The sequence below is a fragment of the Kosakonia sp. HypNH10 genome, assembly GCF_029850615.1.
Lineage (GTDB): Bacteria > Pseudomonadota > Gammaproteobacteria > Enterobacterales > Enterobacteriaceae > Kosakonia > Kosakonia cowanii.
In genome coordinates, this window is record NZ_JAOTIU010000004.1 from 528,805 (window position 1) to 552,125 (window position 23,321).

The 23,321-nt window shown below is 57.6% G+C and carries 14 protein-coding genes; 6 read left to right on the forward strand and 8 right to left on the reverse strand.

What is annotated here, in order from left to right; genetic code table 11:
• Positions 1-7: 7 nt before the first annotated feature.
• From glgA to asd, 5 genes are all read right to left on the reverse strand, one after another.
• A complete protein-coding gene (glgA, locus tag N7V53_RS14870) occupies positions 8-1,441 on the reverse strand; it encodes a glycogen synthase GlgA (protein WP_023478535.1) in 1,434 nt (477 codons plus the stop codon).
• Between the two features lie 91 nt (positions 1,442-1,532).
• Positions 1,533-2,816 (reverse strand): glucose-1-phosphate adenylyltransferase, encoded by a 1,284-nt coding sequence (glgC, locus tag N7V53_RS14875; RefSeq protein ID WP_023478337.1) that lies wholly within the window; start codon positions 2,814-2,816, stop codon positions 1,533-1,535.
• Entirely contained in the window at positions 2,810-4,807 is a 1,998-nt protein-coding gene (gene glgX / locus N7V53_RS14880; RefSeq protein ID WP_279793817.1) for a glycogen debranching protein GlgX, read from the reverse strand. The genes glgC and glgX overlap by 7 nt, the downstream gene beginning before the upstream one ends.
• Positions 4,804-6,990, reverse strand: a complete 2,187-nt coding sequence (gene glgB / locus N7V53_RS14885) for a 1,4-alpha-glucan branching enzyme (protein ID WP_200134513.1) — start codon at positions 6,988-6,990, stop codon at positions 4,804-4,806. Before glgB ends, glgX begins: the two co-directional genes overlap by 4 nt.
• A gap of 256 nt (positions 6,991-7,246) precedes the next feature.
• Positions 7,247-8,353 carry an aspartate-semialdehyde dehydrogenase gene (gene asd / locus N7V53_RS14890; RefSeq protein ID WP_279793818.1) on the reverse strand — a complete coding sequence of 369 codons (1,107 nt, stop codon included), beginning with the start codon at positions 8,351-8,353 and terminating at the stop codon, positions 7,247-7,249.
• Between the two features lie 172 nt (positions 8,354-8,525).
• Between asd and N7V53_RS14895 the strand changes: the two genes are divergently transcribed.
• Entirely contained in the window at positions 8,526-9,119 is a 594-nt protein-coding gene (locus N7V53_RS14895) for a YhgN family NAAT transporter (RefSeq protein WP_023478474.1), read from the forward strand.
• A 424-nt stretch (positions 9,120-9,543) separates the two neighbouring features.
• On the opposite strand, the gene N7V53_RS14900 is transcribed toward N7V53_RS14895, so the two are convergent.
• A complete protein-coding gene (locus N7V53_RS14900) occupies positions 9,544-10,275 on the reverse strand; it encodes a response regulator transcription factor (RefSeq protein WP_279793819.1) in 732 nt (243 codons plus the stop codon).
• Between the two features lie 270 nt (positions 10,276-10,545).
• On the opposite strand from N7V53_RS14900, the gene fdhF reads away from it, so the two are divergent.
• The 4 genes from fdhF to N7V53_RS14920 all read left to right on the forward strand — a co-directional run bounded on the left by fdhF (position 10,546) and on the right by N7V53_RS14920 (position 17,950).
• Complete coding sequence (fdhF, locus tag N7V53_RS14905) at positions 10,546-12,693, forward strand: formate dehydrogenase subunit alpha (protein WP_279793820.1); 2,148 nt, start codon at positions 10,546-10,548, stop codon at positions 12,691-12,693.
• A 249-nt stretch (positions 12,694-12,942) separates the two neighbouring features.
• Positions 12,943-14,025, forward strand: coding sequence for a glycoside hydrolase family 88 protein (locus tag N7V53_RS14910; protein WP_347882218.1), 1,083 nt, complete (start codon positions 12,943-12,945; stop codon positions 14,023-14,025).
• 28 nt (positions 14,026-14,053) lie between these two features.
• A complete protein-coding gene (locus tag N7V53_RS14915; RefSeq protein ID WP_279793822.1) occupies positions 14,054-16,549 on the forward strand; it encodes a hypothetical protein in 2,496 nt (831 codons plus the stop codon).
• Positions 16,550-16,603: 54 nt separating this feature from the next.
• Positions 16,604-17,950 carry an MFS transporter gene (locus N7V53_RS14920; RefSeq protein ID WP_279793823.1) on the forward strand — a complete coding sequence of 449 codons (1,347 nt, stop codon included), beginning with the start codon at positions 16,604-16,606 and terminating at the stop codon, positions 17,948-17,950.
• An 11-nt stretch (positions 17,951-17,961) separates the two neighbouring features.
• Here N7V53_RS14920 and N7V53_RS14925 read toward each other — a convergent pair whose 3' ends face one another.
• Together N7V53_RS14925 and gltP are read right to left on the reverse strand one after the other, a co-directional pair.
• Positions 17,962-19,023: a LacI family DNA-binding transcriptional regulator gene (locus tag N7V53_RS14925; protein WP_279793824.1), complete on the reverse strand. Its 1,062-nt coding sequence runs from the start codon at positions 19,021-19,023 to the stop codon at positions 17,962-17,964.
• 167 nt (positions 19,024-19,190) lie between these two features.
• Positions 19,191-20,504, reverse strand: a complete 1,314-nt coding sequence (gene gltP / locus N7V53_RS14930; RefSeq protein ID WP_023478428.1) for a glutamate/aspartate:proton symporter GltP — start codon at positions 20,502-20,504, stop codon at positions 19,191-19,193.
• Positions 20,505-21,189: 685 nt separating this feature from the next.
• On the opposite strand from gltP, the gene acs reads away from it, so the two are divergent.
• Positions 21,190-23,148: an acetate--CoA ligase gene (gene acs, locus N7V53_RS14935; RefSeq protein WP_279793825.1), complete on the forward strand. Its 1,959-nt coding sequence runs from the start codon at positions 21,190-21,192 to the stop codon at positions 23,146-23,148.
• Positions 23,149-23,321 lie beyond the last annotated feature (173 nt).

Here is a 23,321-nt window from a genome sequence, read left to right on the forward strand (position 1 = left end):
TGGAAAACTATTTCAACCGAGTGTAAAGATCGCGGTATGACTGCGCTGCGACCTGCCAGCTAAAATCCATTGCCATTGCCTGGCGCTGAACAAAACGCCACAGCGAAGGACGGGACCACAATACGAAAGCACGACGAATCGCGCGAAGCAACGCTAATGCGTTGCTGTCCTCAAAAACAAACCCGCTGGCCACGCCGTCGGCGAGGTTCTCCAGCGAGCTGTCAGAGACAGTATCGGCTAACCCGCCGGTGCGTCGTACCAGCGGCAGGGTGCCATATTTCAGACCGTAGAGCTGCGTTAACCCGCACGGCTCAAAGCGGCTCGGCACCAGAATCACATCCGCGCCGCCCATAATGCGGTGCGAGAAGGCTTCGTGGTAGCCAATCTGCACGCCCACCTGGCCGGGGTGTTCTGCCGCTGCCGCGAGGAAACCCTCTTGCAGTACCGGATCGCCCGCGCCGAGCAGCGCTAACTGACCGCCCTGCTCCAGCAAACCGGGCAGCGCTTCCAGCACCAGATCAAGCCCTTTCTGGCTGGTCAAACGGCTCACTACCGCAAATAGCGGCACTTTGTCGTTCACCTTCAGCCCCATGGCGATCTGCAACTGGCGTTTGTTCTCCGCCTTCTCCTCCAGCGTGTCACGCGTGTAGCGCGCGCCGAGCAGCAGGTCGGTGGCCGGGTCCCAAATCTTCTCGTCAACGCCGTTGAGAATACCGCTCAGGCGGCCCTCTTTCTGACGCTGGCGCAGTAACCCTTCCATCCCATAGGCAAAGTGCGGTTCGGTGATCTCCCGCGCATAGGTTGGGCTGACGGCGGTGATGTGATCCGCGTAGTAGAGCCCCGCTTTCAGGAAGGAGATCTGACCGTTGAACTCCAGCCCGTGCATGTTAAAGAAAGACCATGGCAGATCGATGTCATCCATATGCTGCGCATAAAACATGCCCTGATAGGCAAGGTTATGCACGGTAAACACCGATTTCGCCGAGTGGTCTTTCAGCGCCATATAAGCCGGTGTCAGACCGGCGTGCCAGTCGTGCGCATGCACAATGTCCGGCCGCCAGAAGGGATCGAGGCCACAGGCCATTTCACTGCCGACCCAGCCGAGCAGCGCAAAACGCAGCACGTTATCGGTGTAGGCGAACAGGTTAGTGTCATGGTAAGGGCTACCGGGGCGCTCATAGAGGTGCGGCGCATCGATCATGTAGATCCCCACCCCGTTGAAGTGGCCGAAGAGCAGAGAGATCTTGCCGGCGAAGGTATCGCGGCGGGAGATCACTTTTGCATCGGTTACACCACGGCGAATATCCGGGAACGCAGGCAGCAGAACGCGCGTATCAACCCCATCGGCAATTTGTGCCGCGGGCAGCGCGCCAATCACGTCCGCCAGACCACCGGTCTTCAGCAACGGAAACATCTCAGAACATACATGTAAAACCTGCATTATCGCTCCTGTCAAAACCGTTCGGCTCGCGTTGCCGTTTACGGAAAAACAGCACGCGGACCCCTTCCGCGCAAGGATGTAAGTGGTGCTTTCAACCTTGTAATTTGCGCAGCATTTCGCGCGTAACCAGCACAATGCCCTCTTCCGATCGGTAGAAGCGTCGTGCGTCTTCTTCTGCGTTTTCGCCAATCACCGTGCCTTCCGGTATCTCGCAGGCTCTGTCGATAATGCAGCGGCGCAGGCGGCAAGAGCGCCCGACCCAAACATCAGGCAGCAGAACCGCCGAGTCGATATTGCAAAATGAGTTGATGCGTACGCGGGAGAAAAGCACCGACTGCACAACAACCGATCCTGAAATAACGCAGCCGCCGGAAACCAGCGAGTTCAACGTCATGCCATGGCTGCCGGATCTGTCCTGCACGAATTTCGCCGGCGGCAATGATTGATTATAGGTACGGATAGGCCAGTTTTGATCGTACATGTCCAGTTCGGGCATGACCGAGGCCAGATCCAGGTTGGTTTTCCAGTAGGCTTCCAGCGTGCCGACATCGCGCCAGTAGGGCTCGGAATTCGGGTCGGATTGCACGCAGGACAAGGGGAAAGGGTGGGCGAACGCCATACCGGATTTGACGATTTGCGGAATAATATCTTTACCGAAATCGTGGCTGGAATTTTCGTTTTTATCGTCCGCTTCCAGCAGATCGTAGAGATACTCAGCGTCAAAAATATAGATGCCCATACTGGCGAGCGCGCGGGTCTCATCGCCCGGCATGCTCGGCGGACTGGACGGTTTCTCGACGAAGTCGATCACTTTGTCGTTCTCATCGACCGCCATTACGCCGAACGCGGTGGCTTCATGCACCGGCACCGGTAAACAGGCCACCGTACACTGCGCGCCCTTCTCAACGTGGTCGAGCAGCATGCGCGAGTAGTCCTGCTTATAGATATGGTCACCGGCCAGAATGACGATGTACTCCGCGCCGTAGCGACGAATAATATCGAGGTTCTGCGTGACCGCATCGGCGGTGCCGCGATACCAGTTTTCACCGTGAACGCGCTGCTGAGCGGGCAGCAGATCGACAAACTCGTTCATCTCGTTGTTGAAGAAAGACCAGCCGCGCTGGATGTGCTGAATCAGCGTGTGGGACTGATACTGGGTGATAACGCCGATGCGGCGGATGCCTGAGTTGATGCAGTTGGAGAGCGCAAAGTCGATGATGCGGAATTTGCCGCCGAAGTGGACGGCGGGCTTGGCGCGTTTTTTGGTTAAATCTTTCAGGCGTGTGCCGCGTCCACCCGCCAGAATCAGGGCGACGGATTTTAACGGCAGCTGGCGCGCCAACATTGTAGGGTCGTTCTTATCTAATCTCACCATGACTGACTCCGTTTATCTGACCGCTGAAAGAGGCACACGCCGTGCTTTGGTGCCTGCCAGACAGTTATCACCACCGGATTCTCTTCTCCGGCAAAGGGCGACAGGGCATGCCAGTCGCCGGTCGGTAACGCTATTTCCGCCAATTCAGAGGTGGCGTTCATCACAAGTAAGTAGTTATTCGATAACAGGATTTGCAGGCGAGGCGCCCCCTCCTGCCACTCCTGCGGCGTTAATGGCCGCCCATGCTGATTAAGCCAGGCGACGTTGCCGTCGCCCTCTTCCCACCACGCATCGTCCGTCAGCGCGGCGATGTGCGACCGCGCTTTGATAAGCGCAGCAGTAAAGTCGATTAACCCTTGATCCGCCTGGCGCCAGTCGAGCCAGGTGAGCGCGTTATCCTGGCAGTAAGCGTTATTGTTCCCATGCTGGCTGTGGCCCATTTCGTCGCCCGCCAGCAGCATCGGCGTCCCCTGCGACAGCAGCAGCGTCGCCAGCAGCGCATGCTGGCTTGCGCGCCGACGCGCCATCACATCGGCGCTGGCGTCCAGCCCTTCAACACCGTGGTTAAAGCTATGGTTATCGTTAGTGCCGTCGCGGTTATCTTCCCCGTTGGCCTGGTTGTGCTTGTGGTTAAAGCTGACGCAATCGCGCAGCGTAAAACCGTCATGGGCCGTCACCAGGTTGACCGTCGCCGACGGCAGGCGTCCGTTGCGCTTAAAGAGATCGCTGGAGGCGGCAAAGCGCCCGGCGAAAGCGCCCATCGGCAGCGACTCCGTTAGCCAGAAGCGGCGCGCGGCGTCGCGGAAATGGTCATTCCACTCGGCAAAAGGCGCGGGGAAATTGCCCACCTGATAGCCGCCTTCGCCGATGTCCCACGGCTCGGCAATCAGCTTCAGATCGCGCAGCAGCGGATCGTTTTGGATCGCCGTAAATAGCGGTGCCTGCGGGTTAAATTCCGGCGTGCGCCCCATTACCGGGGCCAGATCAAAGCGGAAACCGTCAATGTGAAACGTCTCTACCCAATAACGCAGGCAGGCGTGGGCATACTCCACCACGCCTGGCTGGCTCAAATTGAGGGTGTTACCGCAGCCGGTCCAGTTGTGGTAATCGCCATCTTCTCTGATCCAATAGTAGCTACGGTTGTCGATTCCGCGCTGGCTGAAGGTCGGGCCTGCAAGATCCGTCTCAGCGCTGTGGTTCAGCACAATATCGAGGATCACTTCGATGCCCGCCGCGTGCAGCGCTTTCACCGCTGCGCGGAACTCGTTAATCGCCTGCTCAGGATCGTGGGCGTAAGCCGGATGCAGCGCAAAAAGCGCCAGCGGGTTGTAGCCCCAGTAGTTGCTTAGGCCCAGGCGTTGCAGGCGCTGCTCGTGAGCAAAATGGGCGATGGGCAGCAGTTCGAGGGCGGTGATGCCGAGTTGTTTAAACCAGGCGATCATCACCGGATGCGCCAGCGCTTTATAGGTGCCGCGCATTTCATGCGGAATGTCCGGATGCAGCCAGGTCAGCCCTTTGACATGGGCTTCATAAATTATGCTGTTACCCCACGGCGTGCGCGGCGCTTTATCCCCTTCCCAGTCAAACGTGTCATTCACCACCACGCTGCGTAAGCCGAGCGGCGCGCTGTCGTGGGGATCGGGTTGGTCGAAACCAGCGTGGAACAGCGGGCTGTCTACCGCCTCGCCCTCCACGCGCCGCGCGCAGGGATCGAGCAGCAGTTTCGCCGGGTTAAAGCGGTGTCCCTGCGCCGGTTGCCACGGGCCATGCACCCGGTAACCGTAGCGCTGGCCTGCTTTCGCGCCGGGAAGAAAACCGTGCCAGATATCGCCGCTGCGCGCCGGGAGATCGACGCGCTGCTCATTGCCCTCAGCGTCGAACAGGCACAGCTCCACGCGCTCAGCATGGGCCGAGAAGAGGCTAAAGTTGACGCCCCCGCTCTGCACTTCTGCGCCGAGCGGGCTCACGGAGCCGGCCGTCAGGGAGATCATTCCCCCTCCCGCACCAGCCAGATGGTGCCGAGCGGCGGCAGGTTGAGCAGCAGCGAGTTGTCACGCCCGCGGTTGGCAATCTCGTCGCTCTGCACCAGGCCACCGTTGCCGGTGTTGCTGCCGTGGTAGTGCATCGAGTCGCTGTTCAACACTTCGCGCCAGCGTCCCGGCTGGTTGATACCGAGGCGGTAACCCTGGCGCGAGACCGGCGTAAAGTTGCTGACGACGATAATTTCGTTGCCTGCTTTGTCGCGGCGGACAAAAGCAAACACCGATGCTTCTTCATCGTCGACCACCAGCCACTCGAAGCCGTAGGAGTCAAAGTCCATTTCATGCAGCGGCTTATGGTGACGGTAGAGGGTGTTCATATCGCGCACCAGGCGCTGTACGCCGTGGTGCCAGTTGTCGTCGCCTTCCAGCAGATGCCAGTCGAGGCTGCTGTCGTGGTTCCACTCGCGGCCCTGGGCAAACTCGCAGCCCATAAACATCAGTTTCTTGCCGGGGAAGGCCCACATCCAGGCGTAATAGGCGCGCAGGTTGGCAAACTTCTGCCACGCGTCGCCCGGCATACGATCGAGAATCGACTTCTTACCGTGTACCACTTCGTCATGGGAGAGCGGCAGAATAAAGTTTTCGGTGTGGTTGTAGACCATGCCGAAGGTGAGCTTGTGGTGGTGATACTTGCGGTAGATCGGGTCGAGCTTCATGTAATCGAGCGTGTCGTGCATCCAGCCGAGGTTCCACTTGTACCAGAAGCCAAGACCACCGCCTGATGGCGGGCGCGAAACGCCGGGGAAATCCGTCGACTCTTCCGCCATCGTCACCGCGCCCGGTGCCAGCTCGCCGATAATGCGGTTGGTGTCGCGCAGGAATTTGATCGCTTCAAGGTTTTCGCGGCCGCCGTATTCGTTCGGCACCCACTCGCCCTCTTTGCGGCTGTAGTCGCGGTAGATCATCGACGCCACCGCATCGACGCGCAGCGCATCAATGCCGAAGCGTTCAATCCAGTAGAGCGCGTTACCGACCAGGTAGTTGCTCACTTCCCGGCGGCCATAGTTGTAAATCAGCGTGTTCCAGTCCTGGTGATACCCTTCGCGCGGATCGCTGTGCTCGTAGAGGTGAGTGCCGTCAAACTCCGCCAGACCGAAATCATCGGACGGGAAGTGGCCCGGCACCCAGTCGAGGATCACGCCAAGACCGGCGGCGTGCGCGGTATGGATAAAGTGCAGGAAGTCATCGCGGGTGCCGAAACGGCGCGTTGGCGCATACATCCCGGTGGGCTGATAACCCCAGCTGCCATCAAACGGATGTTCGTTGATCGGCAGCAGTTCAAGGTGGGTAAAGCCCATCCACTTGGCGTAAGGCACTAATTGATCGGCTAACTCACGGTAGCTGAGCCAGAAGTTGTTATCCGTATGGCGTCGCCAGGAGCCAAGATGCACTTCATAAATACTGATAGGCGCATCGAAATTGTTCGCCTGCTTGCGCTCTTCGCTCTGCGTTTTTTTGCCCGGCAGGCCGCAAATCAGCGAGGCGCTGTCGGGGCGCATCTGCGCTTCGAAGGCGTAAGGGTCGGATTTGATGCGCAAATGACCGTTCGCATCGAGCAATTCGAATTTATAGAGCTGGCCGTTGAGCGCGCCGGGAATAAATAACTCCCAGATACCGCTTTCGCGGCGCAGGCGCATTGGGTGGCGGCGGCCGTCCCAGAAGTTGAACTGACCGACCACCGACACGCGCCGCGCGTTCGGTGCCCAGACGGAGAAACGCGTGCCGACGACGCCATCCATCGTATCGGCGTGGGCACCCAGGGTCTCATAGGGACGCAGATGGGTGCCTTCACTCAGCAGCCAGGCATCCAGCTCCTGAATTAATGGGCCGAAACGGTAAGGATCATCAATCAGATTCTGTTGGCCGTGCCAGAAGACGGCAAACTGATAATTAAAGGGATTTTTGCGGCGCGGCACGATGCCGCTGAAAAAGCCGCGGGAGTCGATACACTCCAGTTTTGCCACTTTACGCCCGGTTTTGGTTTCAATCACCCAGACTTCCGTGGCGTCGGGTAAAAGCGCGCGAACTTCCAGACCCGCATCGGTACGGTGCATTCCGAGAACAGAAAATGGATCGGCAAAATGGCCGACAATAAGCGCATTAATCACGTCTTTATCAACATGAACAGACATGGTTCTCATCCTGTTGTTGTGTTATCGCCTCTTCCACCGCCGTTGCGTGCGGTTGCGATACTCTTTTGAACCTGAACGGTGCCGCACGTCATGTGCAATCTGATGCTCCGTTCCACTTTCAGGCAAAATGTAAGACACCCAGCCTAAAGCATAGCCAACGCTTTCAGACTTCTGGGAAAATAAACGCCCATCTTTTAATTTCATTTAAAAAGATCAAAAAAAAGGGTGCCGAAGCACCCTTATAAGGAGGATTGTTCTACGCCAGCTGGCGCAGCATGCGCCGAAGCGGCTCTGCGGCACCCCAGAGTAACTGGTCGCCGACGGTAAAGGCGGAGAGGTACTCCGGGCCCATGTTCAGCTTGCGCAGACGGCCAACCGGAGTGGTCAGCGTGCCGGTGACGGCGGCAGGCGTCAGCTCGCGCATCGAGATCTCACGATCGTTCGGTACCACTTTCGCCCACGGATTGTGTGCCGCCAGCAGCTCTTCGATGGTCGGGATGGAGACATCTTTTTTCAGTTTGAGGGTGAAGGCCTGGCTGTGGCAGCGCAGCGCGCCGATACGCACGCAGAGGCCATCAACCGGAATGACTGACGCGGTGTTGAGGATTTTGTTGGTTTCCGCCTGCCCTTTCCACTCTTCGCGGCTCTGGCCGTTATCGAGCTGTTTGTCGATCCACGGGATCAGGCTGCCGGCCAGCGGCACGCCAAAGTTCTCGGTGCTGAGATCGCCGCTGCGGGTCAGCGCCGTTACTTTACGTTCAATATCGAGAATGGCAGAGGCCGGGTTTTCCAGCTCGGCGGCGACGTGATGATGCAACTGGCCCATCTGCGTCAGCAGTTCACGCATATGGCGCGCACCGCCGCCGGACGCGGCCTGGTAAGTGGCGACCGATACCCACTCGATAAGATCGTTGGCGAACAGGCCGCCGAGAGACATCAGCATCAGGCTGACGGTACAGTTGCCGCCAACAAACGTTTTGATGCCTTTATTCAGCCCGTCGGTGATGACGTCCTGGTTTACCGGGTCAAGAATAATGATCGCGTCATCTTTCATGCGCAGCGAGGAAGCCGCATCAATCCAGTAACCCTGCCAACCGCTTTCACGAAGCTTTGGATAGATTTCGTTGGTATAATCGCCGCCCTGGCAGGTGACAATGATGTCGAGCGCCTTTAGCACCTCCAGATCGAACGCATCCTGCAACGCGCCGGTCTCTTTGCCTGCAAACGCGGGCGCGGGCTGGCCGAGCTGGGAAGTAGAGAAGAAAACAGGGCGAATGGCGTCAAAATCATGCTCTTCAACCATGCGTTGCATGAGGACGGAGCCGACCATACCGCGCCAGCCGATAAAACCAACATTTTTCATAACGAGTTCCTGCGAAGATGTGTGCTGTGTATGCGAGCCAGCGATAACTGGACATCGCTCCACATTACAAAATGCAGCCAAAGTCGCAAGTGAAATTAATAAATGATCGCCACTGCGTTAGAAATGCCGCTAATTACGCCATTTTCGCCGCAAATGTCCGGAATAATAATCAATGAATGAAATCATCTCTGCCGCCGTATTGTTGATATTAATAATGGATCCGCTGGGCAACCTGCCGATATTTATGTCGGTGTTAAAACACACCGAGCCAAAACGCCGCCGCGCGATCATGATCCGCGAGCTGCTTATTGCGCTGCTGGTGATGTTTATTTTCCTCTTCGCCGGCGAGAAAATTCTTTCTGTGCTCAGCCTGCGTGCCGAAACGGTGTCGATCTCCGGCGGCATTATTCTCTTTTTGATTGCTATCAAGATGATTTTCCCGAGTCCCACCGGCAGTAGCTCAGGGCTGCCCGCCGGGGAGGAGCCGTTTATCGTACCGCTGGCGATCCCGCTGGTTGCTGGCCCGACGCTGCTGGCGACGCTGATGCTGCTGTCGCATCAATACCCGAATCAGATGGGGCATTTAGTCATTGCGCTGCTGATTGCCTGGGGCGGCACGGTGGCGATTCTGCTGCAGTCATCGCTGTTTTTGCGCCTGCTGGGCGAGAAAGGGGTGAACGCGCTGGAGCGGTTGATGGGGCTGATCCTGGTGATGCTCGCCACGCAGATGTTCCTCGACGGCATACGCATGTGGATGAAAGGGTAACGGGTGACGATTGCCGGATGGCGGCTACGCCTTATCCGGCCTACGCCGTTTCAGCAACACCGAATCTCATTCGTAGGCCGGATAAGCGCAGCGCCATCCGGCACATGCCGTTTCAGCAACACCGAACCTCATTCGTAGGCCGGATAAGCGCAGCGCCATCCGGCACATGCCGTTTCAGCAACACCGAACCTCATTCGTAGGCCGGATAAGCGCAGCGCCATCCGGCACATGCCGTTTCAGCAACACCGAACCTTATTCGTAGGCCGGATAAGCGCAGCGCCATCCGGCACATGCCGTTTCAGCAACACCGAACCTCATTCGTAGGCCGGATAAGCGCAGCGCCATCCGGCACATGCCGTTTCAGCAACACCGAACCTCATTCGTAGGCCGGATAAGCGCAGCGCCATCCGGCAAAAACTATCCCCTACGCCGCTTTCTCGCCGTGCGCGACATCGGCGGCAAACACATATCCCAGGCCGCGCAGCGTTTTGATAAGCGCGGGCTGATGCGGGTTGACCTCAATCTTGCGCCGCAGGCGCATAATCAATACATCAATGGTGCGGTCAAACACCTCCACACTTTCACTGTGCGTCAGGGTTAAAAGCTGCTCGCGGTTCAATACGCGCCGTGCATTTTGCACCAGCGCCAGCAGCAGGCTGTACTCCCCCTGCGTTAAATCGACTACCTGCTGCTGCGGGTTGATCAATTCACAACGTATCGGGTCAAGATGCCAGCCGTTAAAGGCAAAACCACCGCTTTTCGCTGGAGCTGTTTCAGCCGCCAGCACGCCGGTACGGCGCAGTACGGCGTTGACGCGTGCCACCAGCACGCGGGCATTAAACGGTTTGCCGATATAGTCATCCGCGCCCATCTCCAGGCCGACCACCACATCCGCTTCGCTGCCCATCCCCGTCAGCATGACTACCGGCAACGCAGGGCGGATCTTCTGCAACTGCTGCAACACGCGCAGGCCGTTGATATCGGGCAGCACCATATCCAGCAGCACCAACGCAATCTCAGGATGCTGCGCGCAGAGCGTGATCGCATCCAGTCCGTTATGGCAAAGATGAACCGTAAAGACGTGCTCGCTCAGCACATCCTCCAGCAGCGCACATACCGCCGTATCGTCATCTACTACCAGGATCGCAGGTTTCATTATTCGCTTCCACAGCCTCGCTTTGCTCACTCTTATCTATTCTGTTGGCTGCCTTTAATAAATGCAGTGAATAAATGCTGATTTTTTAAGCGCGGTCACATCCCCTTCGCCTTTCGACACGTCACATTTGACGATGGACTGCGCTTCGTCACTATTTTGCCTGGATTTGCGCCGTAATATCCCCTCACGCCCCTCTGCATTGCGATGGCATAAAAGATGCATAACCGGGAGCGACAGCGGAAACGCAATTTTTTAACTGGAGCGAAAGTGATGGAAAAAGTCGTCACGGTTTGCCCGTATTGCGCCTCGGGATGCAAGATTCACCTCGTGGTCGATAACGGCAAAATCGTTCGGGCGGAAGCAGCGCAGGGGAAAACCAACCAGGGAACCCTCTGCCTGAAAGGCTATTACGGCTGGGATTTCATTAACGATACCCAGATCCTGACGCCGCGCCTGAAAACCCCGATGATTCGCCGCCAGCGCGGCGGCAAACTGGAGTCGGTCTCCTGGGACGAGGCGCTTGATTATGTCGCCAGCCGTCTGAGCGAGATCAAAGCAAAATATGGCCCCGATGCGATCCAGACCACCGGCTCATCGCGCGGCACCGGCAACGAAACCAACTACATCATGCAAAAATTCGCGCGCGCCGTTATTGGTACCAATAACGTCGACTGCTGCGCGCGTGTCTGACACGGCCCCTCGGTTGCAGGTCTGCACCAGTCGGTCGGTAATGGCGCGATGAGTAACGCCATCAACGAAATCGATAACACCGATTTAGTCTTTATCTTTGGGTACAACCCGGCGGATTCGCACCCGATCGTCGCCAATCATGTGATTCGCGCGAAGCAAAACGGGGCGAAAATCATCGTCTGCGATCCGCGTAAAATTGAAACCGCGCGCATCGCCGATCTGCATGTCGCGTTGAAAAACGGTTCTAACATTGCCCTGTTGAACGCCATGGGCCATGTGATTATTGAGGAAAAACTCTACGACGAGGGTTTTGTCGCCAGCCGCACGGAAGGCTTCGAGGAGTACCGCAAGATCGTTGAAGGCTATACGCCGGAGTCGGTTGAAGAGGTCACCGGCGTCAGCGCCCAGCAGATTCGCCAGGCCGCGCGCATGTATGCCGGGGCGAAAACCGCCGCCATCCTGTGGGGCATGGGCGTCACCCAGTTCTACCAGGGCGTGGAGACCGTGCGCTCGCTGACCAGCCTGGCGATGCTCACCGGCAACCTTGGTAAAGCGCACGTTGGCGTCAACCCGGTGCGCGGGCAGAACAACGTGCAGGGTGCCTGCGATATGGGCGCGCTGCCGGATACCTTCCCGGGCTACCAGTATGTGAAAGAGGAGGCCCACCGCGAGAAGTTTGCCAAAGCCTGGGGCGTGGAGAGCTTACCGGCACATACCGGCTATCGCATCAGCGAACTGCCGCACCGCGTGGAGCACGGCGAAGTGCGCGCCGCCTACATCATGGGTGAAGATCCGCTACAAACGGACGCCGAGCTGTCGGCGGTGCGTAAAGCGTTTGAGGGTCTGGAACTGGTAATTGTGCAGGATATCTTTATGACCAAAACCGCCTCCGCGGCGGATGTCATCCTGCCCTCTACCTCATGGGGCGAGCATGAAGGAGTCTACACCGCAGCGGATCGCGGCTTCCAGCGCTTCTTTAAAGCCGTCGAGCCGAAGTGGGATCTGAAAACGGACTGGCAAATTATCAGCGAGATCGCCACCCGCATGGGCTACCCGATGCACTATCGCAACACGCAGGAGATCTGGGACGAGCTGCGTCATCTCTGCCCGGACTTCTACGGTGCCACCTACGAAAAAATGGGTGAGCTGGGCTACATCCAGTGGCCATGTCGCGATGAGTCAGAGGCCGATCAGGGCACGTCGTATCTGTTTAAGGAGCAGTTTGATACGCCGAATGGCAAGGCGCAGTTCTTCACCTGCGACTGGGTCGCGCCGATGGATAAACTCACCGAGGAGTATCCGATGGTGCTCTCCACCGTGCGCGAAGTGGGCCACTACTCCTGCCGCTCGATGACTGGCAACTGCGCCGCGCTCGCCGCACTGGCGGATGAGCCGGGCTATGCGCAGATCAACACGGCCGATGCCGCAAGGTTGGGCATTGAAGATGAAGCGCTGGTGTGGGTTAACTCGCGCAAAGGCAAAATCATCACCCGCGCGCAGGTGAGCGATCGCCCGAATAAAGGGGCGGTGTATATGACCTACCAGTGGTGGATCGGGGCCTGTAACGAGCTGGTGACGGAGAACTTAAGCCCGATAACCAAAACGCCGGAGTATAAATACTGCGCCGTGCGCATTGAGCCGATCGCCGATCAGCGCGCCGCCGAGCAGTATGTCATTGATGAGTACAGCAAGCTGAAGACCCGGCTGCGCGAAAGCGCGATGGGTTGAGAAAAGCGGGGGCAAATGCCCCCGTTTTTTTGCTTTTCACCCCTGCACGCAAAATTTTTGCGCCCTTCATACAAAGTTAAAACATTATTTCATTAACCTATTGTTTTATCTTCTATTCCTGTAAAGCCCCTCACTTAAGAATTACCGCATGGCTCACAATTCAAAAACGCAAAATTTTTTCGTATTGCGCATTAAAAAATCAAAGTGATTTAATCAACGCATAAAATAATTTTCAGCGTGGGATTAAATATGCAAATGCGAACATTAAGTGATCAATTAAATTTATTATTGCTGGGCTTTACCTCATTAAAAGATGAGGGGAAATTTAATGAGCCAAATCTCGATGGTACGCCTGGGGATTATATTTCCTTTACCAGCTGGGAGTGGCCGCAGGGCGTCGGGTTATTTGGCATGGTCAGGCTGTGGGAATTTACGCGCCGGGATGACATTTATAACCAAATCGACCGCTGGTTTGAGGAGAATATCGCCAAAGGGTTACCGCCGCTTAATATCAACACCACCGCGCCGATGCTGCCGCTGTCGCTCTTCTGGTCTCATCACCGTAACCCGCGCTATCAGCAGGTGCTGGATGCCTGGGCCGATCGCGTGATGAGCGAATTGCCGCGCACGCCGGAGCGCGGCTTTCAACATGTGGTCTCCGACGGCATCAACGAGCAGGAGATCTGGGATGACACGCTGTTTATGGTGGTGCTGTTTCTCGGCCATTACGGCACCGTTTCCGGCCGTCAGGAGCTGGTAGATGAAGCCGTGCGCCAGTTCCTGCTCCACGCTCGCTACCTCAACGATCCGCACACGGGTTTATGGTTTCACGGCTGGAGCTTCGCCGAAAAGAGCAACTTCGCCAATGCGCGCTGGGCGCGCGGTAATGCCTGGATCACCGTCGGCATTCTGGAGTTTATTGAACTTACCGATCTCGGCGGCGGCGTGCGCGATTACCTGCTGGAGTGCCTGAAAGCGCAGGTTAACACCCTGCTCGATCTGCAGGCAGAGAGCGGCGCATGGCACACCCTGCTCGATCACCCCGACTCCTATGAAGAGATTTCCGCCACCGCCGGGTTTGGTTACGGGCTGTTAAAAGGCGCGCGGCTCGGCATTGGCGATGCACGCTGGAAAGAGGCGGGATTAAAAGCGCTGGCCGCGGTGCAAAATAATATTGATAGCCGCGGCACCGTGCACAATGTCTCCTACGGCACGCGCATGGGCAGAACCCTGCAATTTTATAAGGATATTCCATTACAACCGACGGGCTACGGCCAGGCGCTGGCAATTCTATGCCTCAGCGAAGGTCTGCGTCTGACAGAAAATAAATAAAACAACAGCTCTGTACCTGGAGAAAATAATGACAACGCCGCAAAATAATTATTGTTATTTTCCGCTCGCGATAAATAACGCCGTGCGCTACTGGCAATTATCGCCTGTTTCTTCCCTGCCCTATGATGTTGCTGACCAGCCCATGCAGGGCGAAATGGATCCCTTTTTCTTTTTAAGTAAACATAAAAACTTTATTCCCCACACCTACCCGTGCCGCACGGAATTCCAGCGCGATTTCGCCGGCAAAAAGCCGACGCCATTTGGCGAGACCGCAATGACAACGTGGTGGTTTCCGTTTGGCTCGGATCGCGTCGATCTCTCCGGCTTCTGGTTTCGCCCGACGCGCGTCGGCGCGCTGGCAAAAAGTCACTTTGTGGCAGAACAGTCCGGCGAGCACACCTTTCGGCTGACCACCTGCGGCGCAGCGGTCGTGTCGGTGAATGGCAACGAGGTGGCGTGGAAGGCGGATTACCAGCGCAACCTCGAGAGCGTGTTTGAGTTTACGGTCACGCTAGACGCCGGGTTAAACGAGATTGCCGTCTGGTTTGACGATCTGGCCGAGCGCGATATTCGCTTCTTCTTTCAACTCGACTATCTGCAAGGCGCGCCGCTGCACATTGCGCTGCCGACGCCGATCGGTGGCGAGATGACCCGCCATATGGAGCAGTTGCTCGACGGCATCTCCTTTGACCAGGCGACCTACACCTCCGGCCCGGTGCGTCTGCGCTTCCCGCAACCGGCAGCAGAGACCCTGCATCTCGCCATTCGCGTGGTAGGGGATTTTATCTCCTTAGACAGGCCAGTCGAACTTTCGGCAACGCTGGAAAAAGGTGAAACGGAGGTGGAGATTGCGCAGAGCGAAGCGCTGCCCGCCGATTTCCGCAATTTTGTTATCAGTTTAGAGAAAGCAGGCTTTCGCATCACCCGCACGCTGGGGGTGGAAATTTGCCACGCCGAACAGCAGGCGCAGGTGCCCGCCAGCCAGCAGGCGCGCATCGACGAAGCGCTGCACTATGTGGCGACCCGGGGCGAGTACAGCAGCGTCAAAGCGCTGGCGCGGCTGGCCTGTCATATGAATGACGCGCAGACCCACGCGATGCTTGAAGGGGTGCTACCCTCGGTCGAAGCGTGCCATGACTGCGCGGATTTCACCCTTGTGCCGCTGCTGTGGTGCCGTATCGCCTGGGGCGAGCAGATCGCCGCCGACACGCGGGCGAAGATCGATCATGCGATCCTCAACTTCCGCTACTGGATGGATGAGCCGGGCAATGATGTGCAGTGGTACTTCTCCGAAAACCACGCCCTGCTGTTTCACACCGCCGCCTATCTGGCGGGCAGCTTTTTTGCCGACAGCACCTTTGCGCGCAGCGGTAGAAGCGGGCGGGAGCAGGCCGATGCTGGGCGCACGCGCGTGCTGGCGTGGCTCGACCATTTCGAGCAGTGTGAAATGGCGGAGTGGAACTCGGCCCCCTATTTCCCGATTGATTTAAAAGGGTTAACCGCGCTCGCCGCGCTGGCGGACGATGCTGAAATCGTTGCCCGCAGCCAGCGCGCGATTGCCCGTTTATTAGAACAGATTGCGCGTTCCGCCCACCAGGGAACGCTTACCGCCTCGCAGGGGCGCTCCTACGAATACACCTTACGCGCCGGGCGCTCGCTGGAGCTCTCTGCCCTCTCCCGCCTGCTGTGGGGCAAAGGCAACTACGGCTGCCGCTTCCACGCCCTGCCGCAAATTGCACTGTTGCTGCGCCAGCAAAAACTGTCGCTGGCGCCGGAACTGGCCGAGGTTGCCGTCTGGCAGGGTGATAGCGCGCTGGAGTGGTGTTTCGCCCAGGGCGCAAACCGCATCGCTCGTCTCTATCACTACAAAACACGCCAGGCGGCGATGGGCTCGATTGCCGGCTATCGCTGGGGCGAATGGGGATATCAGGAGACGCCGATCCACCTGCGTATCGGTGACAGGCCGGAAGCGCAGATGTGGATCAATCACCCCGGCGAAACCCTGCACGGCGGCTTTGGTCGCCCTTCCTACTGGGGCGGGTGCGGCACGCTGCCACGCGTGCAGCAGTATCGCGGCCTGGCTGTAGTCCTCTTTAATACCCATGACGGACAACCGGACTTTACTCACGCCTGGCTGCCGCAGAGCGCCTTTGATGAGAAGCAGATCGATGCAGCGCGTATTCTGCTGCGCGGTGGTGAAGGCATGGTGCAACTGACCGGCAACCGGCCTTTTGAGGTGGTCGATGGCGGCCCGACCCGCGAATGCGAAGTGCGCCTCTCCGGGCGTGAAACCTGCTGGCTGATCCGCCTCAATGACGATCCCGCGCTCACCACCCTGTCGCAATTTGCCAGCCACTTTGCTGATTTGCAGGTTGAAACGCGGGACGACGGCACGCTGCACGTGCGCGATGCGAATTACGGTGAGGTGCTGTTTTATGCCGACGGACGCGTGCAGGCGCAGGGGCGCACACTCGATCCGGCGACGTGGACCGTGGATGGCGAAAGCCGCGAACTCACTCTCTAATCCCTCTGGCGCGTAACGACCCGGCGGGTGACCGTGCGGGTCGGGAGACAGTTTATGGAAACGCAAATTGATAAGGCGCGCAGCCCAAAGGCGGCGGCGCAAAACGACGTTAACCCGAATGCGATCTACAACCCCGCCCGCGCGGTGGCGAAGCCGAAAAGCAACTACCGGTGGGTGATCTGCTCAATGCTGGTGTTCGCCACCACGGTCAACTATATGGATCGGCAGATCCTCGGCCTGCTGGCACCGATGCTGCAAAAGGATATCGGCTGGACGCAGATCGAATATAGCTGGCTGGTGAATGCCTTCACCATTGCTTACGGCATCGGCACGCTGGTGTGCGGGCGCATTATCGACAAGCTCGGCACCCGCATCAGCTACGCCATCGCGATGGTGGTGTGGAGCGCCGCCGCCATGCTGCACGCGGTGGTGGGCACCGTGGTCGGCTTTATGATTGTGCGCGTGATTTTGGGGCTGGGCGAAGCGGCTAACTTCCCGGCGGCGATGAAAGTGATCTCCGACTGGTTCCCGAAAAAAGAGCGTACGCTGGCGACCGGTATTCTTGGCGTGGCGGTCAACATTGGCGTGGTGATCTCACCGGCATTGATCCCCTTTATCGCCATTCATTACGGCTGGCACGGCGCGTTTCTGATCCTCGGCGGCGTCGGCTTTGTCTGGCTGATCCCGTGGTTTTTAGCCTTTGGTAAAGCGAGCGATAAAGCCACCCAGGAAGAGCTGACATGGATCCGCCAGGATAAAGAGGAGGCGGTAAATGTCTCCGCCATCAAATGGACGCAGTTGCTGAAGTATCGCCAGCTGTGGGCGTTTGCGCTCGGCAAGATGCTGACCGACCCGATCTGGTGGTTCTTCCTCTTCTGGCTGCCGAAGTGGCTTAACGAGTCGCGCGGGCTGAATATGGAGGGCTTAGGTTTACCGCTGATCGTAATCTACCTGTTTGCGATTGTTGGCAGTCTTGGCGCGGGCTGGCTGCCGGGCAAACTGATGAATATGGGCTTTAGCGCGGCGAAAGCGCGTAAAACCACGATGCTGATTTGCGCCTGCCTGGTGACGCCGATTTTTGCCGCCACCCAGGTCGATAATTTGTGGGCAGCGGTGGCGCTGGTCGGTCTGGCGGCGGCTGCGCACCAGGGCTGGTCGGCGAATATTTTGACCTCGGTTTCCGATCTCTTCCCCAATGCGGCGGTCGGTTCAGTAGTCGGGATTGGCAGCACTTTCGGCATGATTGGCAGCGTGATTTTCTCGACGGTTATCGGTGCCGTGCTGGAGTCATCAGGCAATTACTGGGCGCTGTTTGCCATTAGCTCTGTCGCCTATCTGGTCGCCTGGGGCGTGATGTACCTGCTATTGGTGCCAAAAATGGAGCGGGCGAAATTCGATTAACCCGCTCGCGCTTAAAACGGGGACGCTTCGGCGCCCCGTTTTGCTACCGACTGACGCTCAACCATCGTGCAGGCCAGCTCAATCCGCCGCGGGGTTTCAACGCTGCCGGCAATCATATCCTGCAACAGCTCCAGCGCGAGGGTGCCCATCTCCTGCACCGGTAGATGCACCGTGGTCAGCGCCGGGGAAGCAAACTCCGCCTGCGGCAGATCGTTCATGCCGACCACCGACACCGCCTCCGGCACGCCGATGCCCAGTTTTGTCAGCCCCTGCATCGCCCCCAGCGCCAGCGAATCATTGGCGCACAAAATCGCGGTATGCGGGTGTTTCCCCTTCGCAAACCACGCCATCACCGCCTGCTCAGCCAGCTCCGGTAGCCAGTCGGTCACGGTGAGAATATCGCCCTCGTCGCAGGAGAGGTGCGCATCGCGCATCGCTTCCCGCCACCCCTCCTCCCGCTGCGCAATGGTGCGCCGACCGGGATGGGTAAGAAACAGAATATGCTGGTGCCCGTGGGCAATAAGATAGTCGCAGGCCATGCGGGTGGCAGAGCGGTTACAGGGCAGCACGCTGGAGAGGCGCATCAACGGATCTTCGCTGTTAACCAGCACCGCCGGTTTGCGCAGCCCGGCCACGGCGGTGAGAAAACCGGGGTCATCCACCGTTAACGCCAGCACGCCGCCGATATCGGGTTCGCTCAGCAGCGCCTGCAACGCAGGGTCATCCTGGCCGCTCAGAGCATGGGTCGTTAGCTCGACGCCGAGCACTTTTGCCCGCTCTTTTAACCCCTGCAACACATACCAGCTGAACTGATAGCGGTTGTAATCGAGCATCGCCGCCTGCGACACCGCCAGCACAATACGCGTGCCGCCAATCTCCTGGGCCGGTGTGTAACGCATGGCGCGAGCGACCTCCTGAATGCGGGCGCGCAGCGTCTCGCTCACTCCCTTCTCGCCCGAGAGTGCGCGCGAAACGGTGCTGAGCGAGGTACCGCAACGGGTGGCGATATCGTCCAGCCGCACGCGGCGCAAGGCCGCACCATTCTGATCATCATCCGGTTTACGCGAAACCATTATTGCGTCCATCCTTCTGCCGGTTCGAAGGCATCAGCATGGCATTTACATAAAGGGTGTCAATGAGTTGGAGAGAGCGAGGTGAAGAAATGAGAGGCGCGTCGTTTTCGCGACCGCGAAGAGAAGAAACGCTCCCCGACGCACACGCACCGGGGAGCGTACGCCGGTTACTGCCCGGCGGTTTTATCAAATTTGCCCAGCATTTCGCGCTCGTAGGCCTGCGCTTTTTTGCGGTCAAACTGGTGTTCCCACTTGGCGATCACCAGCACCGCCAGCGCGTTGCCGACCACGTTCAGCGCGGTACGCGCCATATCGAGGATACGGTCAACACCGGCGATAAACGCCAGCCCTTCCAGCGGAATACCAACGCTACCAAGGGTCGCCAGCAGCACCACAAACGACACGCCCGGCACACCGGCGATGCCTTTCGAGGTCACCATCAGCGTCAGCACGAGGACGATCTCCTGCCACAGCGACAGGTCGATGCCATAAAGCTGGGCGATAAAGATTGCCGCGATGCTCTGGTAAAGGGTCGAGCCGTCGAGGTTAAAGGAGTAACCGGTCGGCACCACGAAGCTGGTGATGGACGGCGGCGCGCCGTAGGCTTCCATCTTTTCGATAATGCGCGGCAGCACGCTTTCCGAACTGGCGGTGGAGTAAGCCAGAATCAGCTCATCCTTCAGGATGCGGATTAAGGTCCAGACGCTCAGCCCGCAGACGCGCGCCACCAGACCTAACACCACCAGCGCAAAGAAGATAATCGCGACATAAACGAGGATCACCAGCTTGGCCAGCGGCCAGAGCGAGGCGAAACCAAAGTTAGCGACCGTCACCGAAATCAGCGCGAAGACGCCAACCGGCGCGTAACGCATCACCATATGGGTGACTTTAAACATGGTTTCGGAAATGGAGCGGAAGACGGTTACCAGCGGCTCGCGGTGCGTTGCCGGCAGCGATGAGAGACCCAGGCCAAACAGCACCGAGAAGAAGATGATCGGCAGCATGTCGCCTTTCGCCATCGACGCGATGATATTGGTTGGCACCAGCGACAGGATGGTTCCCATCAGACCGTGAGCGTGGCTCTGCACGTCCGCGGTGGTGCTTTGGTATTTCGAAATATCCACCGTTGCCAGCTGCGACATATCAATGCCCGAGCCCGGCTGGAAGACGTTGGCCAGCGTGATGCCGAGCACAATCGCAACCGTAGTGATCACTTCGAAATAGATAATGGTTTTCGCGCCAATTCGACCAAGCTGCTTCGCGTCGCCAACGCCTGCAATACCCACAACCAGCGTGGAGATGACAATCGGCACCACGATCATTTTGATCAGATGAATAAAGATATCGCCCGCCGGAGACAGGAAATTCGCAATCAGCCATTCACGGCTGTCGCTCTGATAATGCAAGTAACTACCCAGAAGAATACCCAGCACCAGAGCCAGCAATATCTGCCAGGCGAGGCTGATTTTCATATTTTTCATCACTACAGACATCCTCAATGAAGCGCCATTCCATGCACAGGAACGACACATACTGAAAGGGTATGATTTGCGTTGCACGGTATTGCGGGGGTTTTTAACGCGCATTATCAGTACCATTTGCAAGGTGTAACGCGCAACCCTATAGCGGGAGGGGGTTTGACTGATTTTTTAAGGAAAAACCGTCTTTTATTCCAGTTATGAAAAATAACTACTTGTTATAAAAAACTTTTCACTCTGCGTAATTCCAATATTTAACTTTGGAAATTAATACACTGAAATTGTTCGGTTGCGCACTTTTTAATCATCAGAAATGTCGTACAACCGATCCCACACCGAAATTTCCACTGCGATTTTCTATTTAAAGAGTGAATAATCCATGACAAAAATTATTAATAGCCTATTGGTTCAGTGGTTTATTTTCAGGTGCTTACGCTTGTACACCTTTCATCCAGCGAATAGCGCGGTAATCAAATTGCCTTATTCCATAACGTGCTGTTATGAAGGAAATTTCTCTCTTCGCGCGCTTTTGAGCGCCTTTCAGGTGCGGCACAAACGGTTTTGCCAATTTGCAGTTGCGTTGCCTAATGCGTGATCTATCGCGCAAATAATAAACAAAGCAGGCAAAGGCCCTACAATTAACGTTCTTGTGACATATTATTAACATCTTACAAGGAGAGCAACCGCCATGAGCCAAATACATAAACACGATATTCCCGCGAACATTGCGGAGCGTTGCCTGATCGATCCACAGCAGTATGAAGCCAAATATCAGCACTCCGTTAGCGACCCCGAGACCTTCTGGGGCGAAGAGGGCAAAATCCTTGACTGGATTAAACCTTATACCACCGTAAAGAACACCTCTTTCGCGCCCGGCAATATCTCCATCAACTGGTATCAGGACGGCACCCTGAACCTGGCCGCGAACTGTCTCGATCGCCATCTCGCCGAGCGCGGCGACCAGCCAGCGATTATCTGGGAAGGCGATGACGCCAGCCAGAGCAAAACCATTACCTACCGCGAACTGCACCGCGATGTCTGCCGCTTTGCCAACGTGCTGGTGGATCTGGGCATTAAAAAAGGCGATGTGGTGGCGATCTATATGCCGATGGTGCCGGAAGCGGCGGTAGCGATGCTCGCCTGCGCGCGTATTGGCGCAGTCCACTCGGTGATTTTCGGCGGCTTCTCACCGGAAGCGGTTGCCGGGCGCATTATCGACTCCAGCTCGCGCTTAGTGATCACCGCCGATGAGGGCGTCCGCGCCGGGCGCGCCATCCCGCTGAAGAAGAACGTCGATGACGCACTGAAAAACCCCAACGTGAAGAGCGTTGAGCATGTGGTGGTGTTTAAACGCACCGGCGGCAATATTGAGTGGCATGAAGGGCGCGATCTCTGGTGGAGCGATTTAACCGCTAATGCCCGCGATGAGCATCAGCCTGTGGAAGTGGGCGCGGAAGATCCGCTCTTTATCCTCTACACCTCCGGTTCGACCGGTAAACCGAAAGGGGTGCTGCACACTACCGGCGGCTATCTGGTCTATGCGGCAACCACCTTTAAATATGTTTTTGATTACCATCCGGGCGACGTCTATTGGTGTACGGCGGATGTTGGCTGGGTCACCGGCCACAGCTACCTGCTCTACGGCCCGCTGGCCTGTGGTGCCATCACGCTGATGTTTGAAGGGGTGCCGAACTGGCCGACCCCGGCGCGCATGAGCCAGGTGGTCGATAAGCATAAGGTCAATATCCTCTACACCGCGCCGACGGCGATCCGCGCCCTGATGGCGGAAGGGGATAAAGCAATAACCGGCACCGACCGCTCTTCGCTGCGTATTTTGGGTTCCGTCGGCGAGCCGATCAACCCGGAAGCCTGGGAGTGGTACTGGTCGAAAATCGGTAATGGCAAATGCCCGGTGATGGACACCTGGTGGCAGACAGAAACCGGCGGTTTTATGATCACCCCGCTGCCCGGCGCAACCCGGTTGAAAGCTGGTTCCGCCACGCGCCCCTTCTTTGGCGTGCAGCCTGCGCTGGTTGATAACGAAGGCAATGCGCTTGAGGGCGCGACCGAAGGCAACCTGGTGATCACCGACTCGTGGCCGGGCCAGGCGCGGACGCTGTTTGGCGATCACGATCGCTTCGAGCAGACCTACTTCTCTACCTTTAAAAATATGTACTTCAGCGGCGACGGCGCGCGCCGGGATGAAGATGGCTACTACTGGATCACCGGGCGCGTGGACGACGTGCTGAACGTCTCCGGCCACCGTCTCGGCACGGCGGAAATTGAGTCGGCGCTGGTGTCGCACCCGAAAATCGCCGAAGCGGCGGTGGTCGGTATTCCGCACAATATCAAAGGCCAGGCAATCTACGCTTACGTGACGCTCAATCATGGCGAAGAGCCGTCGCCGGAGCTCTATACCGATGTGCGTAACTGGGTGCGTAAAGAGATTGGCCCGCTGGCGACGCCGGATGTGTTGCACTGGACCGACTCGCTGCCGAAAACCCGCTCCGGCAAGATCATGCGCCGCATTTTGCGCAAGATCGCCGCTGGCGATACCAGCAACCTCGGCGATACCTCAACCCTCGCCGATCCGGGCGTAGTGGAGAAACTGCTCGAAGAGAAGCAGTCCATTACGATGCCGTCGTAACCCTGGGCCGGATGCGCTGGACGTCGTTATCCGGCTGGCTTTGAAGATAACCATTACGCCGGATGGCGGCTGACGCCTCATCCGGTCTACATAAGCCCGCTGCGGGTTGTAGGCCGGATAAGAGGCGTTGCGTCGCCATCCGGCAAAGAAAGCCCCTATAAACCTCTGGAGAC

Bases quoted from the DNA above. Each gene is read 5' to 3' on its own strand.
- N7V53_RS14915 (WP_279793822.1), top strand. From the start codon at position 14,054: ATGACAACGCCGCAAAATAATTATTGTTATTTTCCGCTCGCGATAAAT.
- glgX (WP_279793817.1), bottom strand. From the start codon at position 4,807: ATGATCTCCCTGACGGCCGGCTCCGTGAGCCCGCTCGGCGCAGAAGTG.
- N7V53_RS14900 (WP_279793819.1), bottom strand. From the start codon at position 10,275: ATGAAACCTGCGATCCTGGTAGTAGATGACGATACGGCGGTATGTGCG.
- N7V53_RS14895 (WP_023478474.1), top strand. From the start codon at position 8,526: ATGAATGAAATCATCTCTGCCGCCGTATTGTTGATATTAATAATGGAT.
- asd (WP_279793818.1), bottom strand. From the start codon at position 8,353: ATGAAAAATGTTGGTTTTATCGGCTGGCGCGGTATGGTCGGCTCCGTC.
- N7V53_RS14925 (WP_279793824.1), bottom strand. From the start codon at position 19,023: ATGGTTTCGCGTAAACCGGATGATGATCAGAATGGTGCGGCCTTGCGC.
- glgA (WP_023478535.1), bottom strand. From the start codon at position 1,441: ATGCAGGTTTTACATGTATGTTCTGAGATGTTTCCGTTGCTGAAGACC.
- N7V53_RS14910 (WP_347882218.1), top strand. From the start codon at position 12,943: ATGCAAATGCGAACATTAAGTGATCAATTAAATTTATTATTGCTGGGC.
- glgC (WP_023478337.1), bottom strand. From the start codon at position 2,816: ATGGTGAGATTAGATAAGAACGACCCTACAATGTTGGCGCGCCAGCTG.
- glgB (WP_200134513.1), bottom strand. From the start codon at position 6,990: ATGTCTGTTCATGTTGATAAAGACGTGATTAATGCGCTTATTGTCGGC.
- N7V53_RS14920 (WP_279793823.1), top strand. From the start codon at position 16,604: ATGGAAACGCAAATTGATAAGGCGCGCAGCCCAAAGGCGGCGGCGCAA.
- acs (WP_279793825.1), top strand. From the start codon at position 21,190: ATGAGCCAAATACATAAACACGATATTCCCGCGAACATTGCGGAGCGT.
- gltP (WP_023478428.1), bottom strand. From the start codon at position 20,504: ATGAAAAATATGAAAATCAGCCTCGCCTGGCAGATATTGCTGGCTCTG.